This window comes from Pseudomonas ulcerans, from assembly GCF_036324125.1.
Taxonomy (GTDB): Bacteria; Pseudomonadota; Gammaproteobacteria; order Pseudomonadales; family Pseudomonadaceae; genus Aquipseudomonas; species Aquipseudomonas ulcerans.
In genome coordinates, this window is record NZ_JAZDQN010000015.1 from 59,633 (window position 1) to 75,406 (window position 15,774).

17 protein-coding genes are annotated in these 15,774 nt (G+C 66.5%); 5 read left to right on the forward strand and 12 right to left on the reverse strand.

Annotated features, from left to right (window positions below):
- The first annotated feature begins 7 nt into the window (after positions 1–7).
- On the forward strand, positions 8–559 hold the full coding sequence (locus tag V0R59_RS15585; protein ID WP_330075153.1) for a hydrolase: 552 nt from the start codon (positions 8–10) through the stop codon (positions 557–559).
- Positions 560–573: 14 nt separating this feature from the next.
- Positions 574–1,638, forward strand: a complete 1,065-nt coding sequence (locus V0R59_RS15590; protein WP_330075154.1) for a DUF1615 domain-containing protein — start codon at positions 574–576, stop codon at positions 1,636–1,638.
- Positions 1,639–1,826: 188 nt separating this feature from the next.
- On the opposite strand, the gene V0R59_RS15595 is transcribed toward V0R59_RS15590, so the two are convergent.
- From V0R59_RS15595 to pvdM, 11 genes are all read right to left on the reverse strand, one after another.
- Positions 1,827–2,747: a metal ABC transporter solute-binding protein, Zn/Mn family gene (locus V0R59_RS15595; protein WP_330075155.1), complete on the reverse strand. Its 921-nt coding sequence runs from the start codon at positions 2,745–2,747 to the stop codon at positions 1,827–1,829.
- Positions 2,744–3,643, reverse strand: a complete 900-nt coding sequence (locus V0R59_RS15600) for a metal ABC transporter permease (protein WP_330075156.1) — start codon at positions 3,641–3,643, stop codon at positions 2,744–2,746. Before V0R59_RS15600 ends, V0R59_RS15595 begins: the two co-directional genes overlap by 4 nt.
- The gene (locus V0R59_RS15605; protein ID WP_330075157.1) at positions 3,643–4,389 is read right to left on the reverse strand and encodes a metal ABC transporter ATP-binding protein; all 747 of its coding nucleotides are present in this window, start codon (positions 4,387–4,389) and stop codon (positions 3,643–3,645) included. Before V0R59_RS15605 ends, V0R59_RS15600 begins: the two co-directional genes overlap by 1 nt.
- Positions 4,386–5,306 (reverse strand): metal ABC transporter solute-binding protein, Zn/Mn family, encoded by a 921-nt coding sequence (locus V0R59_RS15610; RefSeq protein WP_375547377.1) that lies wholly within the window; start codon positions 5,304–5,306, stop codon positions 4,386–4,388. Before V0R59_RS15610 ends, V0R59_RS15605 begins: the two co-directional genes overlap by 4 nt.
- Before the next feature lie 10 nt (positions 5,307–5,316).
- Positions 5,317–5,883, reverse strand: coding sequence for a DUF6162 family protein (locus V0R59_RS15615; RefSeq protein WP_330075159.1), 567 nt, complete (start codon positions 5,881–5,883; stop codon positions 5,317–5,319).
- Positions 5,880–6,203, reverse strand: a complete 324-nt coding sequence (locus tag V0R59_RS15620) for a hypothetical protein (RefSeq protein WP_330075160.1) — start codon at positions 6,201–6,203, stop codon at positions 5,880–5,882. The genes V0R59_RS15615 and V0R59_RS15620 overlap by 4 nt, the downstream gene beginning before the upstream one ends.
- Positions 6,203–6,739 (reverse strand): thiamine pyrophosphate-binding protein, encoded by a 537-nt coding sequence (locus V0R59_RS15625; protein WP_330075161.1) that lies wholly within the window; start codon positions 6,737–6,739, stop codon positions 6,203–6,205. Before V0R59_RS15625 ends, V0R59_RS15620 begins: the two co-directional genes overlap by 1 nt.
- Positions 6,736–7,938 (reverse strand): PepSY-associated TM helix domain-containing protein, encoded by a 1,203-nt coding sequence (locus tag V0R59_RS15630; protein ID WP_330075162.1) that lies wholly within the window; start codon positions 7,936–7,938, stop codon positions 6,736–6,738. Before V0R59_RS15630 ends, V0R59_RS15625 begins: the two co-directional genes overlap by 4 nt.
- 190 nt (positions 7,939–8,128) lie before the next feature.
- On the reverse strand, positions 8,129–8,989 hold the full coding sequence (gene pvdO / locus V0R59_RS15635; protein ID WP_330075163.1) for a dihydropyoverdine dehydrogenase: 861 nt from the start codon (positions 8,987–8,989) through the stop codon (positions 8,129–8,131).
- Between the two features lie 14 nt (positions 8,990–9,003).
- Positions 9,004–10,290, reverse strand: a complete 1,287-nt coding sequence (pvdN, locus tag V0R59_RS15640; protein ID WP_330075164.1) for a pyoverdine-tailoring periplasmic protein PvdN — start codon at positions 10,288–10,290, stop codon at positions 9,004–9,006.
- Positions 10,287–11,660, reverse strand: coding sequence for a pyoverdine-tailoring dipeptidase-like protein PvdM (gene pvdM, locus V0R59_RS15645; protein ID WP_330075165.1), 1,374 nt, complete (start codon positions 11,658–11,660; stop codon positions 10,287–10,289). The genes pvdN and pvdM overlap by 4 nt, the downstream gene beginning before the upstream one ends.
- A gap of 154 nt (positions 11,661–11,814) precedes the next feature.
- On the opposite strand from pvdM, the gene V0R59_RS15650 reads away from it, so the two are divergent.
- The gene (locus tag V0R59_RS15650) at positions 11,815–12,255 is read left to right on the forward strand and encodes a hypothetical protein (RefSeq protein WP_330075166.1); all 441 of its coding nucleotides are present in this window, start codon (positions 11,815–11,817) and stop codon (positions 12,253–12,255) included.
- A gap of 56 nt (positions 12,256–12,311) precedes the next feature.
- Here V0R59_RS15650 and pbpG read toward each other — a convergent pair whose 3' ends face one another.
- Positions 12,312–13,235, reverse strand: a complete 924-nt coding sequence (gene pbpG / locus V0R59_RS15655; RefSeq protein ID WP_330075167.1) for a D-alanyl-D-alanine endopeptidase — start codon at positions 13,233–13,235, stop codon at positions 12,312–12,314.
- Positions 13,236–13,512: 277 nt separating this feature from the next.
- On the opposite strand from pbpG, the gene V0R59_RS15660 reads away from it, so the two are divergent.
- Positions 13,513–14,829 (forward strand): iron-containing redox enzyme family protein, encoded by a 1,317-nt coding sequence (locus tag V0R59_RS15660; RefSeq protein ID WP_375547379.1) that lies wholly within the window; start codon positions 13,513–13,515, stop codon positions 14,827–14,829.
- The gene (locus tag V0R59_RS15665) at positions 14,820–15,773 is read left to right on the forward strand and encodes a class I SAM-dependent methyltransferase (protein ID WP_330075168.1); all 954 of its coding nucleotides are present in this window, start codon (positions 14,820–14,822) and stop codon (positions 15,771–15,773) included. The genes V0R59_RS15660 and V0R59_RS15665 overlap by 10 nt, the downstream gene beginning before the upstream one ends.
- Position 15,774: the final 1 nt, after the last annotated feature.

A 15,774-nucleotide genomic window follows, 5' to 3' on the forward strand; every position in this document is an offset into this window, starting at 1 on the left:
TTGCGCAATGCTGATCGACGCTTCCCGGGCCACGCTGCTGGTCATCGACGTCCAGGAAAAACTCATCGGCGCGGTCAGCGACCCCGCCGGTACCTTGGCGCGCACCCGCTGGTTGCTCGCCGCCAGCGCCGAGCTCGGCCTGCCGACGGTGATTTCCGAGCAGTACCCCAAGGGCCTCGGGCCCACGGTCGGCAGCCTGCTGGAAGCCGCGCCGGGGGCCACGGTGGTGGAGAAGCTGCATTTCTCCTGCGTGGCCGGCGAGTGCCTGCCGGCCTCGTTGCTGGCCCGTGACCAGGTGATCGTCTGCGGCATGGAAACCCATGTCTGCGTGCTGCAGACCGTCCTCGAACTGCTGGAGGCTGGCAAGCAGGTGTTCGTCGTCGCCGATGCCTGCGACAGTCGCAGTGCCGAGAGCAAGTCTGCGGGTCTTGAGCGCATGCGGGGTGGCGGCGCGCAGATCGTCACCCGCGAGATGGTCCTGTTCGAGCTGATGCGCAGTTCCAGCCACGAGAAATTCCGCACCATCAGCAAGACCTTCCTGGTCGGGGAGCAACCCTGAAGGCCCTGCGCTGGTTGCCTTTCGGGCTGCTGGCGCTGCTCGCCGGCTGCGTCGGCACGCGTACGGGCCAGGAGCCAGCGCTTTCGCCGCAACAGGTGCAGGCGCGCGTCGCGGCCTTGCTGCCGGCCACGGCGAGCGATCGCCAGGGCTGGGCGCGGGACATCCAGACCGCATTCACCACGCAGAAGCTCGACCCCAGCCAGTCGAACATCTGCGCGGTGCTGGCGGTGACCGAGCAGGAATCCACCTTCAGCGCCGACCCCAAGGTCCCCAACCTCGGGCGCATCGCCCGCGAGGAAATCGAGCGTCGCGCGGCCAAGGCCTTCGTACCCAGGAAACTGGTGGACGTTGCCCTCGACACCCGCTCCGCCAACGGCAAGACCTGGAACCAGCGCCTGGCTGCGGTGCGCAGCGAGCGCGAGCTGAGCGGGCTGTACGACGAACTGATCGGCTCGCTGCCGCTGGGCAAGACCCTGCTCGGCGGTTTCAACCCGGTGCGCACCGGCGGGCCGATGCAGGTCAGCATCGATTTCGCCGAGGCCCATGCCCGCGATTATCCCTATGCCCATGACGGCAGCATTCGCCAGGAAGTGTTCAGCCGGCGCGGCGGGATGTACTTCGGTATCGCCCACTTGTTGGGATATCCGGCCAGCTATTCGCGGCCGCTGTACCGTTTTGCTGATTTCAACGCGGGCTGGTATGCCAGCCGCAATGCAGCGTTCCAGGCGGCCCTGAACCGTGTGACCGGGGCGAAGCTGGCGCTGGACGGCGACTTGATCGCCCATGGCTCGATCCTGCCGGGGAGCACCGAGAAGGCCGCGCGGTTGCTGGGCGAGCGCTTCGGCATGCGTAATCCGGCCATTCGCGAGCAACTGGAGAAGGGCGAGGGTGAGGATTTCGAGGAGACCCGCCTGTACCAGCAGGTCTTCGCCCTGGCGGACAAGGCTGCCGGCAAGCGGGTGGCGCGGGAGGTGTTGCCGGGGATTCGGCTGGAGAGTCCGAAGATCACCCGGCAGTTGACGACTGCATGGTTCGCCAAGCGGGTGGATGAGCGTTATCAGCGGTGCATGAAGCGCTAGGCCGCTACATGAGTGACCAGAGTCAGCAAGGCAACCCGGATTCTGTGGGAGCGGGTTTACCCGCGATGACGGCGGTGAATCCAGCATCGTCATCGCGGGTGAACCCGCTCCCACAGGGGCCGCGCTTCACTTGATCGAGATGTGTAGATTTCCCTGCAGCAATGAGGTCATAAAAGCCAGAAAGCCTGTCAGCCCTTGCTGCCGGTCAAGGCCGCCACCACCGACTCCACCCCGGCCTTCAACCCGGCCAGGCTATCGGCACCGTCGGTATCCACCACCACCAGCCTGGCTCCGCTTGCCGCGATGACTTGCGCGACAGCCTCGGGCGGCTGCTTGTGGTGCAGCACCAGGGCCACGTCCTGCGCCTTCAGCTCTTCACCCAGGTGCTTGAGCTGTTCTTCGCTCCATTTGTCGTCCACCACCTGCGGATGATCGATCAGGTCCAGGTTCAGCCCGCCAATCAGGTAGCCCAGGCGATCCGACAGGTTCACCACGCTGAGGTTGTCGGCCTCGGCCAGCTTCGCCTCGCTGCTGGCACTGAGGTCGAGCAACTGGCGCTTGAGCCCGGCCAGGTTGGCCTGGATCTTCGTCTGGTCGGCCGGCGACAGGCGCCCCAGGTCGTTGGCCATGACATCGGCCATGCGCCCCATGTTGCTCGGGTTCAACCAGGGGTAGCCGGCGATCACGTTGTCGCCCTGGGCGGCGATGCCCGGCAGCGCACCGTCCACCGGCCGCGCGGCATCGATCTCGACGATGCGGATGTTGCTCCTGCGCGCCACCGGGTACAGCGGATCGTCGCTCCAGATCGAGCGCAGGCCGATCACCGCGTCGGCCTTGCCCGCCGCTTTCTGCAGGCTGGCAGCGCCGCGCCCGCTGAAATACGAGGGCTGGCGGCTCGCCGGGAGATTGTCCGGGGCCGCGCGCTGCAGTTGCACCGAGGTGCCATCCAGCAGCAGGCTGCCGAGGCCATAGGTCACCGGCAACGACGCCAGGACGGTGATGCCGCTGCCCTGTTGCGCGGCGGCTTTCGCGGCAGGTGCGGCGTGGGCGGCGAGGGGCAGGCCGGCCAGCAGCAGGGCCAGGCTGAGGTGCTTGAGGGTCGGGTTCATGCCGGGTTTCCTTGCAGGCGTGGGACCAGGCCGCGGGCCAGCGCGGCGAGGGCGAAGAAGCTGCCGGCGACCAGGATGATCGCAGCGCCCGAAGGCACCGGCAGGTCGAAGACGATGGGCAGGAGGATGCCGATCAGGGTGCTGAAGGTGGCGATCAGTACCGAGCTGAAGAAGAAGCCCTTCAGCGACTGGCTGACCAGCCGCGCCGCCGCCGCCGGGATCACCAGCAGGGCACCGACCAGGATCGCGCCGATCACCTTCACCGCCGCGACGGTGACCAGCGTCACCAGCACCACGAACAGGTAGTCCAGGCTCTTCACCGCCACCCCGCGCACCGCCGCCAGCTGCGGATTGAAGCTGGCCAGCATGATGCGGTTGTACAGCGGCAGGGCCAGGCCCAGCACCAGCGCACCGACGATGCCCAGCACTACCAGGTCGTGGCCGCTGACGGTCAGTACCGAGCCGAACAGCACGTTTTCGAGGATATGCACGTTGATCTTGCCCGCCAGCATCAGCAGCAGGCTGGCGCCCAGGGCCAGGGACACCGAGAGGAACACGCCGATCAGTGTGTCCGGCGACAGCCCGGTACGGTTGCGCAGGTAGTTGAGCAGGATGCCGAACAGCAGGCAGTAGCCGAACAAACTGCCGTAGGGCCCGGTATAGGGTTCGCCAAGCAGGATGCCGATGGCCACGCCGGTGAGCGCGGCGTGGCCCACGGCCTCGGAGAAGAAGGCAAAGCGTTTGACCACCACCAGGGTGCCCAGGCCGCCGAGCACCGGGCCGATCATCAGGCCGGCGAGCAGGGCGTTGACCACGAAGCCATAGGCCAGGGCCTCGGGCAGGTAGCCGGACGCGGCCCAGCCCTGGATCATCAGGCGGAATTCTTCGTAGTTCATCACAGGCTCTCGCTGCGCGGGTGGATGGAGAACAGGCCGAGCAGGCGCTCGGGCGTCAACGCTTCCTTGGGCGGTGCGTCGAACAGCACCCGTCGGCTCAGGCCGGTGACCCGGTCGGCGAGGCGTGCCACGGCCTGCAGGTCGTGCTCGATCCACAGCACCGTGGTCCCGGCCTGGCGCCATTCGCCGAGCAGGCGCTCGAACACCTGGATACCGGCCTCGTCCAGCGCCGACATGGGTTCGTCCAGCACCAGCAGTTGCGGCGCCGGGATCAGGCCCTGGGCCAGCAGCACGCGCTGGCGCTCGCCACCGGACAGCGCGCCCATGCGCCGCTTGCGCTTGTCGAGCATGCCCACGCGCTCCAGCGCCGCGTCGATGGCCGGGCTGACCCGGCGTGACAGGCCGAGGAACGCCGGGGTGCGCTGGCACATGGCGGCCATGAAATCGTCGACGGTCATCGGCAGGCCGCGGTCGAACTCCAGGGCCTGGGGCACGTAGCCGATCACCTGACGCTGGTCCGGCCAGTCCAGGGCCAGGCGGCCCTGATGCGGCATCTGCCCGAGCAGGGTCTTGATCAGCGAGCTCTTGCCGCCGCCATTGGGGCCGACGATGGCATGCACGCTGCCGGCGGCGACCTGGAAGCTGACCTGGTCGAGGATGCGCGTGCGGCCCAGGGTCAGGTCGATGCCGGCGAAGTCGATGGACGGGCCGCAGGGCGCGGCGACCACGGGTTCGGCGACGGTCATGCCTGGTTCTCCTTGATCGCGCGCACTACGGTGTCGAGGTTGCGCTGCATTTCCACTTCGTATTTCTCCTTGGTGTATTCGCCGTAGGAGATATGGGTCAACGGGTACAGCTTCACGCCGGCTTCACGCTGGATGGTCTCGACGTAGGCGGAGGGGAAATCCATTTCCGAGAAGATCACCTTCACGTCCAGGGCGTGCAACTGGTCGATGGTCTTTTTCAGCTGCGCCGGGCTTGGCTCGATGCCGTGGGCCGGTTCCACCACCGCGGTGACTTCCAGGCCGAACTCGCGCACCAGGTAGTCGTAGGCAGCGTGGATGGTGGCCACCTTGAACGACGGGTTCGGCGCTTCGGTCAGCTGGGCCAGGGCGTCGGCGCGCAGCTTGCGCAGGCGCTTGGCGTAGTCGCGGGCGTTCTGGCTGTAGTACCTGGCGTTGTCCGGGTCGAGCTTGCCCAGTTCGCGGGCGATGTTGTTGATCTGCGCGATGCTGGCGCTGATCGACAGGAAGGTGTGCGGGTTGACCACCTTGCCGGCGCCGCGGGCGGCGATGCCGGTGGCGGCGAGCAGCGGTACGTTGGCGTTGGACTCGATGGTGGCGATATTCGGCTTTTCGCTGGCGGCGATCATGCGGTCGGCGAAGTCGTCGTGGCCGACGCCGTTGAGCACCACCACGTCCAGCGAGCCGATGCGCTTGATGTCCTCGGCGCGCGGTTCGTAGGCGTGGGGGTTGAAGCCGGCGGGGATCAGCGGCACCACCTCGGCGCGGTCGCCGACGATATTGCTGACGTAGCTGTAGTAGGGGTGCAGGGTGATGCCGATGCGCAGCGGCTTGCCGTTTTCGGCGAGTGCCAGGGCGGGCAGGGCAAGGGCGACGAACAGGCTGAGGACACGAACGAGAACGGAGCGGAGCATGGGCATTCCTTGCGGGTCAGTGCTGATGCTGGCGGGTCACACCGGCGTCGTAGTGGGCGGCGATCTGTTTCCAGCCGGCGGCCTGCAGGGCGCTGGCGGAGCGTTCGGCGGGGAGGGCGGCGCTGGCGTCGCGGTTGAGCCAGACGTCGGCGGCACCGTCCTGGGCCTCGGGCACCAGCAGCAGGAAGCTGCCGGCGGTGTCCGGGCGTGGGCTCAGGCCGAGGTAGACGCCATCCACCTGGCGCCACTGGTGACCGCCGCGGGTGACACTGCTGGCGTCGGCGAGGAACGGCGCGAAGCCTTCCTCGGCCAGCAGCTCGACGCTGGCCAGCCCGGGCGCTTCGGCGCGGCGTGCCTGGATCTCGTCGAACGCCACCCGCAGGTCGGTGTAGATGCCTTGCTCGGCGGCGTTGAGGTCGCGGCGGGCATCCAGCTGGTGGGCGGCGATGGACGGCTCGTCCTCGCGCTCGCCGCGCAGGCTCACCACCGTGGCGGCCAGTACCAGGATCAGCAGGGCGACCAGCGCCACGTACAGGGTTTCATGCCCGGCGCCGGCCGGGCGTACCACCTGGACCCGGCTCATGGCTCACCGATGTCGGCGTGGTCGATTTCCACGACGTGGCCGGGGCCGGCGTCGAACAGCACGTAGAACTCGCCGGCAGGGCGCTTGAAGGTCAGGGTCGAGTCGCTGCCGAGCTTGCCCGGGACCAGCACGCTTTCGTCGTAGCCGATCACGTCGAGGGTCACCCCGGGCGCGCCGCTGCCGTCGGAGAAGCCACCGGTGCACTTGATCTGGTCGCCGTCCACCGGCTCGCACTGGCACATCGGGTTGTGCGCCAGGGCCGGACCGGCCAGGCACAGCAGGAACAGGGGCAGGGCGAGCCTGCCGGCCTTGGATTTCATCATTTGCCTCCTTGTTTGTTCAGCCAGGCGAGGGTGGCCGGGGATGCCTTGGCCAGCGGGACCGCCGCTTGGTGCATGGCACCGTCCCAGCCTTCCAGGGTAATCCACAGCTCGGCGTCGCCGCGGGTGCGCTCCGGCACCGGCAGGCTGGTGGCCATGCGGTACGGCGTGCCGAAGAAGATGGTGCCGGCGGCGCGCAGGCTGCGCGGCTTGCCGATACGCAGGTAGACGGCCTTGACCTCGCCGACGCAGGCCTGGCACAGGGCCAGGTTGAAGGTCTTGAAGTAGCCGGCCGGGCCATCCTGGCGTGGTGCTTCGTCGCGCAGTTCGGCGAGGCTGACGCTCCACGGGCCGACCTGGACGTTCTCCAGCATGTTCGCGCCCAGGCCGCTCTCGCCGCGGAACAGCTTCTGGTCGGCGAAGTACTTGGGCATGAAGCCCAGCGGCAGCAGGATCAGGAGAATGTTCAGGTGGAAGCGCCACTTCAGCCACCACTGTTTCAGGGGCGAAGGCGTGACGATCGCGGTCTGGCTCATAGCTGCACCTCCGTGGCGGTTTCCTGGCGGGCCTTGCGCGGCCGTTGCGGCTTTTCCGCGCGCTTGAGCGCAGCGGCGGTGGCCTGGGCGGTGCGCTTGGTCCAGATCAGCAGGCCGCTGAGGACCATCATCGACAGCACCAGGCCGAAGAAGGCCCAGATCAGCTTGATCGCCAGGCCGCCGAAGTCACCGGTGTGCAGCGGGCGCATGGATTCGGTGACGAACTCCAGGGCCGAGCGGTCGGAAATCAGGAACGAGGCATCGACGTTGCGCGTGTACGGGTTGACGTTGACCGTCTGGAACATCAGCGGGTACCAGCCGCGGCCGCCCAGGTAGAGGTGGCCGTAGGCGTTGCCGGGCATCATCACGAAGCTGACGTCGAGTCCGGATACCTGCGCGGAGGCGATGCGCGTGGCCTCGTCGACGTCGATGCGCGGCACCGGGGCGGTGGTTTCCGAGCGCGGCACGTCCTCGCGGGAGATGCCCGGGATCACCGGCTCCGTGGAAATGGTGATGTGGTTGTCGGCGAGGATCGCCTGGATCAGGAACCAGGTGCCGGTGATGGAGATCACCGCGATGAACCAGATCGACCAGATGCCGCTCAGGCGGTGGAAGTCGCCCCAGAAGATCCGCGCGCCGTGGTTGAAGCGCAGGGTCGGCTTGAAGAAGCCTTTCCAGAAGCGCTTGTACACCACAAGGCCGGTGACCAGCGAAGCAAGCATTGGCAGGCCGAGCAGCGACACCAGGTACCAGCCCCAGCTGTAGCCGTTGGTGAAGGGCACCAGCCACCAGCCGTGCAGGGCGCGGGTGAAGCCTTCGAAGTTGAAGTCCGGCTGCTTGCCCTGGATCGCCCCGGTGTACGGGTTGACGTAGAGGATCGGCGCGGTGCCGTCGGGGTAGGTCACGGCGACGTTGAGAGCGAAGTGCGAGCCATCGGGCTGGCTGATGTAGCGCACCGCCATGTCCGGCTCGGCCTTGTGCAGGGTGTCGAGGACCTGCTGGAAACTCAGGCGCTCGGCGTTGTCGTCGGGCTGGCTGGCGCGCACGTCGGGGTTGGCCAGCCAGACGATCTCCTGGCTGACCACGGCCAGGGTGCCGGTGACGCAGACGATCAGCACGAAGAACCAGATCGGCAGTGCGAGCCAGCTGTGGACCAGGAACCACAGTCTGGATTTGGACTTTTTCGCTTGTTGGGCCATTGCATCAGTCTTTTTTGTAAAAAGTGGGGTCGAGCCAACGCTCAACCTGAGGGCTGCACTAGTAAGGACGGATGAGAATCGGAAACCCGTCAGGGAATATGTAAGTAAATAATTCAAAGACGGGTTTCGCGGCTCGTCCGGCAGCGCCGGATGGACTGATGTGCTGACTGTGTTCCTCCTTCGTTGGCCTTCAGAGTTCGCGGATCACCCGGAACCCGATCCAGTCCCCGCGGGTGCTCGGGTAGAGATTGTTGCGGTTCCCCGAGCGCGAGAAGATCGGCGCCTCGCCCCAGTCGTTGCCGCGGATCTGCACCACCTTGCAGTCCGCTTCCTTCCAGGCGCTGCCGTCGCTCGGCGCGCCGACGTAACTGCCGTGATGGCAGTCCGCGACCCACTCGTAGACGTTGCCGTGCATGTCGTACACGCCAAAGGCGTTGGCCGGGAAGCTGCCCACCGGCGAGGTGAAGCTGTAGCCATCCTTCGGCCCGTAGACGTTGGCGTGCTGGCTGATTTCGTATTCCGCATCCGGATCCAGCGGGAACGGGAAGGGCCCGCTGCTGCCGGCACGGGCGGCGTACTCGCGCTGGGCCTCGCTGACCATGCGGTAATGCTTGCCGGTCTTCTTCGACAGCCAGGCCACGTAGGCCTCGACATCGTGGTAGTCCATGCACACCGCCGGCTGCCGCGGGCCCTGCTTGTAGCGCGGCTTGCCGGCCTTGCATTCGCGGCCGGGGCGGGTATCGCCGTCGGCGATCTTCGCCCCGGACTCGCGGACATAGGCATCCCATTCCCCGGCAGTGACCTGGAAACGGCTGATGGCGAACGGCCTGGCGAAGGTCACTTCATGCAGCGGGCCTTCGTCCGGCTGGCGTCCCAGTTCATCGTCCGGGGTGCCCATCATGAAGCTGCCGGCGGGCAGCACGACCATTTCCGGGCAACTGCTCTTGCAGTCGCGCAGCACCGTGCCGGGTTTCTGCTCGGCGGCGCCAGCGGACAGGCTGGCGGCCGCCAGCAGCGCGGCGAGGGTCAGGCGGGGGAGGGTAAGCGTCATCGCAGGGCCTTCTTTCAGAGTTTCTTGGTCAGCAGGGCCATGGCCCGATCGATTTCCTGCTCGTTGTTCAGCAGGCCCGGGGCCAGGCGGATGACCGGGCCGACATCGCGGTTCACCGCGTCGGACATCACCTTGTTGTCCACCAGGTAGGCGGCGATGGCGTCCGGGTCGCGGTCCTTGATGCGGAAGAAGGTGAAGCCGGCGGAGAACTCGCTGCTGCGCGGGGTCACCAGCTGGATCTGGCGGTGTTCCAGCAGGCGTTCCTTGAGCCGGTCGTTGAGCTGGTGGATGCGTGCCTGGACGTCGGCCTTGCCCAGTTGCAGGTGCAGCTCGAAGGCCTTGCCCATGGCCCAGCGGTGCTCGAAGGCGTGGTAGCCGCCGGGGGTCATGATGGTGGCGAAATCTTCTTCCTGGGAGAAGGTGGCGAAGGTCGGGGTCAGCGGACCCATCTGTTCCGAGGCGGCGCAGATGATCCCGGTGCCGCGCGGACCGAACATCCACTTGTGCACGCCGGAAATGAAATAGTCGCAGTTGAAGTCGGCGAAGTTGCAGTCGTCGACGCCGAAGCCGTGCACGCCATCGACCACGTAGAGGATGCGCTGCCCTTCGTCGCGGTCGCGGTTGTGCCGGCGCACGATCTCGCCGATCTCGCCCACCGGCAGCTTGACGCCGCTGCCGGAATGCACCCAGGTCATGCCGAGCACGCGGGTGCTGGGGCGGATGGCCTGGTCGATGGTGGTCAGCACCTGGTCCCTGGAGACCTCCCACGGCTTGTCGAACAGGCGCAGCTTGCGCACCTGGGTGCCCTGGTGGCGGGCGCGGAAGGCCAGGGTCTTGTGGGTGGAGTAGTGCTCGTGGACGGTGGTGAGGATTTCCTGGTCGGCGGCCACCTGCAGGCCGCCATAGATCATGCCCAGGCCCTCGGTGGTGCTGCCGGTCAGGGCGATCTGCCGCGGACGTACCGCCAGGTAGCGCGCGGCCCACTCGCGGACCTCGTCCTCGCGGTTCCATTCGTACTGGCTTTCCCAGTCCATCAGCGCCGCAGGGTTGCGGTCGAGGTCGTGGCGGTAGCGGTCGATGGCCTCCTGCACCGGGCGCGGGTGGGCGGTGATGAGGAAGTTGGCGAAGTGCGCGGTATCACGGTCCAGGGGGAACAGCTCGCGCAACTGGCGCCATTTGTCTGCCCCGTTGAACGACGGCGTGCCGCTGGTCGCTGCGCTGGCCGTGGCCAGGCTGCTGGCCAGCGGCAGGCCGGCACCGAGGATGGCGGCCTGCTTGAGAAAGGTACGGCGGTCGGTCATGGCGCAGGCGATCCGGTGCTGGATGTAAGGGCGGCGACGGGGCGGGCGCTCTTCTGCACCTGCTCCCAGACCCGCAGGAAGTTGCCGCCCCACAGCTTGGCGATGTCCGCCTCGCTGTAGCCGCGGGTCAGCAGCTCGGCGGTGATGTTGCGGATCTCGCTGACATCCTTCCAGCCGGCCAGGCCGCCGCCGTCGTTGAAGTCGGAGGCGATGCCGACATGGTCGATGCCGATCTTCTTCACCGCGTAGTCGATGGCGTCGCCCAGCTCCTTGAGGCCGGCCTTGGGCTCCTGGTCGACGATGCCGTAGAGGTTGCTGGCGTAGTCGCCGAAGCGCTTTTCCGGCCAGATGGCGATCACTGCGTCGCCGGGCATCAGGGCGTTGGCCAGGCCTTGCAGCGGCTGCAGGTCGAAGCGCGCGCGCAGGGCTTCGAGCTTGTCCAGGGTCGGCTTGCTCAGTGGCCGCAGGTAGGTCGGGAAGCCGACGATCTGCACTACGCCGCCGCTGTCCTTGATCAGTTGCAGTTCGCGGTCGCTGAGGTTGCGCGGGATATCCACCAGCGCCCGCGGCGCCGAGTGCGAGGCCACCAGCGGGGCGCGGCTGAGCCCGGCGACCTGTTCCAGGGCCAGGGTCGACATCTGCGACACGTCGATGATCACCCCGAGGTCGTTGAGCCGGGCCACTGCCTGCTTGCCGATCGGCGCGAGGCCGCCGAGGGCGTCGGCGGTGTCGTTGAAGAACGGCAGGGGGCGCGACGAGTCGGACCAGGGGTTGTTGCCGACGTAGTTGAAACCGAACATGCGCATGCCGCGGGCGGTCCACAGGTCCAGTTGCGACAGGTCGTCGCCCAGCGGGTAGGCGTTAAGCATGCTGATGAAGATGGCGAACTTGCCTTCGCCGTGCAGGCGGCGGAAATCGTCCGGGGTGTAGGCAATCCCCACCTGGTTGGGGAAGTCGCGAACCATGCCGGTGATGATCTTGTAGCGCACTTCCTGCTGCTGGCGTGCCTCGTCGACGAAGCCGGCGGTGGGGCGGTGCGGGGCGTTCGGGCCGTTCCACAGTTCCGGCCAGCCGAAGATGGTCAGCGCCGCGCCGGACAGGCGCCCGCGTCCGGCCTTGACCAGGTCGAACTGGCCCGGGCCGTCCTTGTCCGCCTCGCGCCCGGCGCTGCCGAAGTCCAGCGGCACGGTGATGTGGCTGTCGAAGGAAATCATGTGCTCGTGCAGGGCATTGGCCTGCTCGACGATCTTGCGCGGGTAGCCGGCGTCGTTCTTCCAGTACAGCCAGCCGCCGACAGCGGCGCCGATGCCGAGCGCCAGGGCCAGCGGCAGGCCGATGTACAAGGCTTTGCGGGAGCGGGGTTTGGTCATTGCCATCTCGGTCGCGATTCAGGTGGGCAGTGGTCGGGTGTCAGGGGAAGGACGAAGAGCGGGGCGGGAAATTTACCGTTGGCGGGATCATTAAAGATTTGCCGGTAACGGCCGATGGCCTGTTCGGATCTCTTATTTCAGGACGCTTTCTCTCATGGCCGATTACCTCAAAGCCCTGGCATCCAACCTGTCGGTTGCCGGCACTGTCAGCAACGTGACCAACAAGACCAACGTCGCCTCGGACCCTTCGGCGGTACCGGACGGCCAGGTGCGTGGCGACATGTCGAAGCTGCGCAGCGAAGGCGCGCCGGCGGCGACCAAGTCGTCCACCGAGGACTCCGGCGAATCCCAGGAAATCAAGCAACTGCGCGAGCAGGTCAAGAAGCTGCAGCAGCAGCTGGCCGAGCAGCAGAAACAATTGCAGGCCGCCATGGCCAGCAAGGAAGACGAACAGAAGGCCGTGCGCGTCGCGGCAGCCCAGGCCGCCGTGGCGACTGTCACCGGCCAGTTGCTGCAGGCGACGTCGGCGCTGCTGCAGGCGCTGACCGAAGCCGGCAGCAGCAGTGCCGGCAATTCGGTGAGCACCACTGCCTGAGTTTTCTTCAGGCAAAGAAAAAGGCCCGGCTATCACGCCGGGCCTTTTCGTTTGGCTCAGTCCTGTGGCCGGTTCTGGCTGCGCTCGGCCTTGTAGCGCGCCGCTACTGCCGGCGCCGGCTTGGTCGCGCCGGTTTCCAGCCACTGGCGCATGCGCGAGGCATCGGCGAAGTGGGTGTACTTGCCGAAGGCATCGAGGATCACCATCGCCACCGGGCGGTTGTCCATCTTCGTCAGCAGTACCAGGCAGTGCCCGGCGTCGTTGGTGAAGCCGGTCTTGGTCAGCTTGATGTCCCAGTTCGGCTTGTTCACCAGATGGTCGGTGTTGCGGAAGCCCAGGGTGTAGTTGGGCTTGCGGAAGGCCACGGTCTTCTCGCGGGTGGTGCTCAGCTCGCTCAGCAGCGGGTAGCTGCGCGCGGCCAGCAGCAGCTTGGTCAGGTCGCGGGCGGTGGACACGTTGTTCGGCGACAGGCCGGTGGGCTCGACATAGCGGGTGCTGCTCATGCCCAGCGCCTTGGCCTTGGCGTTCATCGCCTTGATGAAGGCGCCGTAGCCGCCCGGATAGTGGTGGGCCAGGGTCGCCGCGGCGCGGTTTTCCGAGGACATCAGGGTGATCAGCAGGGTTTCGCGGCGGCTCAGCTCGCTACCCAGGCGCACGCGGGAGTAGACGCCCTTCATTTCCTTGGTCTGGGCGATGGTCATGGTCAGCATCTCGTCCATCGACTGCTTGGCGTCGAGCACCACCATGGCGGTCATCAGCTTGGTCACCGAGGCGATCGGGCGGACCATGTCGGGATGGCTGGAGTAGAGCACCTGGTTGGTCTGCAGATCGACCAGCATGGCGCTGCCGGAGGCCAGGTGCAGCTTGGCAGGATCACGCTGGACCTGGGCGGCAGGTTGGGCGGCAACGGCGGTGGACGTGACGCCGGCAGTGCCAGTGAGCAACAACAGCAGACTGAGAATCGAAAGAGAGGTTTTCACGTAGGTGCTCACTAAAAGAAGGTATGTCGTTGGCAGTGCAAGGATTTTTATTTTTCTAAGCGTGACATTCTGGAGTATGGCTCGGAACCTGTCGATTGCCGTCCGGGCCTTAGTTCGAATATGAATAATCTTTAATCGCCTTGGACCCCGCCAGCCTAACGGCGCCCGCGCATTCTCCATTGTCGCGGGGCAATCTTTCTGAACTTGTGGTTCATCTTTCCCCTCCCTTGCATAGATAGCCAACAGGTCATGCAGGGGATATAGCGCCATGGGTCGAATGCCGGATACAGGCGAAGTCACGGCCAGCCCCGTCATGCGGGCCGATAGTTTCGAATCGGTTTATTTCGAACTGCTGCGAGGCGAAGTCGGCGACAGCGAATCCTGGCTGGCGGCGCAACTGCGCCGGGCCGATTCGCTGACGGATGATTTACCGGCCACCCCGGACCAGCTCGCCAACTGGACAGCTGCGCGCACCGCCAGCGTGGCCCGGCATTACGCCGACTACCTGGCAGCGCGCCGCAGCGGTGCACCACGGCGCATGTTCGGCAGCCGCGCCCATGCCCTGTACTTCCTCCAGCAGGTCACCCCGACCAAGCTCGTCGACGGTGCCTGGCTGCATGGCGTGCTGCGCCATTGGGACGATCCTCGCTACCACGGCCTGATCCGCATCTACCTGGAAGAGCTCGGAGACGGTGATCCGGCTTGTAACCACGTGGTGATCTTCCGCCGCCTGCTCGGCGAACTGGGTTGCCACGAGGTACTGCCCCTGGCCGACGAACGCTACCTGCAAGGCGCGCTGCAACTGGCGCTGGGCTTCAACACCGAGCGTTTCCTCCCGGAAGTGCTGGGCTACAACCTCGGCTACGAACAATTGCCCCTGCACTTGCTGATCAGCAGTCACGAACTGGAAGAGCTGGGCATCGACCCGCATTACTTCCGTCTTCACGTGACCATCGACAATGCCTGCACCGGCCACGCCAACAAGGCCCTGGAGGCGGTGCGCCAGTTCTGGCCGGAGCAGGATGGCGGCCTGTTCTACAAGCGCCTGGCCCGCGGCTATCGTCTGAACGACCTCGGCGCCGGTTCGATGGACATCGCCGCCGGCTTCGACCTGGAAAGCGAACTGCTGGCCGCCCTGGAGCGCAAGCGCGCCTTTGCCCGGCACCTGCATTCCGACCGCTGCCGCTTCGATGGGCGCACGGTGAACGAATGGCTGTCGGCGCCCGGCAGCTTCCCCGCGTTCCTTGAGGTACTCCAGCGTCAGCGCTGGATCCTGCGCGATCGCGATCCGGCCGAGAGCCGTTTCTGGAACCTGGTGGAGGGCCCGCAAGCGGCGATGTTCGGGGTCTTCAGCCCTTACGAGAAGCAGCTTTTGCATGACTGGATCGCCGGCGACTGGACACCACCGAAGCAGCGTCCGCTGCCGGTGGCTTTCCCCGACATGGCGCTGCCGCCACTGGTTGAAGAGATGTCCATGACCCGGTTGATCGAGCAGATGGCCGGCGATCGCCACGCCACCCCGGCTGGCCTCGCAGCCACCCGTCGTTACCTGCAACTGACCGGCCTGAAGGGGGGCCATTGCCCATGCAACTGACCGACCAGCAACGCCAGAGTGACGAGGCCCTGTTGCACCTGGGGCGACGCCTGCATGCCGATGGCTACCGCTTCACCTGTGTCACGCCGTTGACCCAGCAGCGTTACCAGGCCCGTGCGGGCAAGGGGACGGCGCCGACCTTGCGCGATGTGTTCGGCTGGAACCTGCCGTTCGATGAAGCGCTGCTGTCGCCGGACGAACTGCAGCACATGCGCGAGGCCGGAATCGTCCGTCCGCACCAGGGACGCCTGCAGAGCCAGGTGCGCTGGTCCAGCGTCGACGGCCTGCTGCTGGTGCATTCGAGCTATCCCACCGACACCGCGGACGCGGTGTTTTTCGGTCCGGACAGCTATCGCTTCGCCCGGGTCATCGAGGACCATCTGCGCCACGTTGCCACGCCTATCGAACATGCGGTTGAGATCGGCTGCGGCACCGGCATCGGCGCCTTGCTGATGGCCCGGGCGCGGCCCCATGCCCAGGTCAGCGCCCTCGATATCAATCCGCTCGCCCTGCGTTACGCCGCGGTCAACGTGGCCCTGGCCGAGCTGGGCAATGTCTCGGTGGAATACAGCGATGTGCTGGACGGCATCACCGGCACCTTCGATCTGATCGTCGCCAACCCGCCCTATATGCTCGACGCACGCCGGCGTACCTACCGCCACGGTGGCGGCCAGCTCGGCGAAGGCCTGTCGCTGCGCATGGTGCGTGAATCCCTCGACCGGCTCACCCCGGGCGGCAGCCTGCTGCTGTACACCGGCGTAGCCATGGTCGATGGCCAGGACCCGTTTCTCGACGGCCTGCGCGGGATGCTGCACGGCGAACGCTGGGCCTGGTTCTACGAAGAAGTGGATCCCGATGTGTTCGGCGAGCAGTTGCTCGAACCCGGCTACGAGCGGGTCGAGCGCATCGCGGCGGTGGCCCTGACCGTGACCCGGCGGGCCTGAA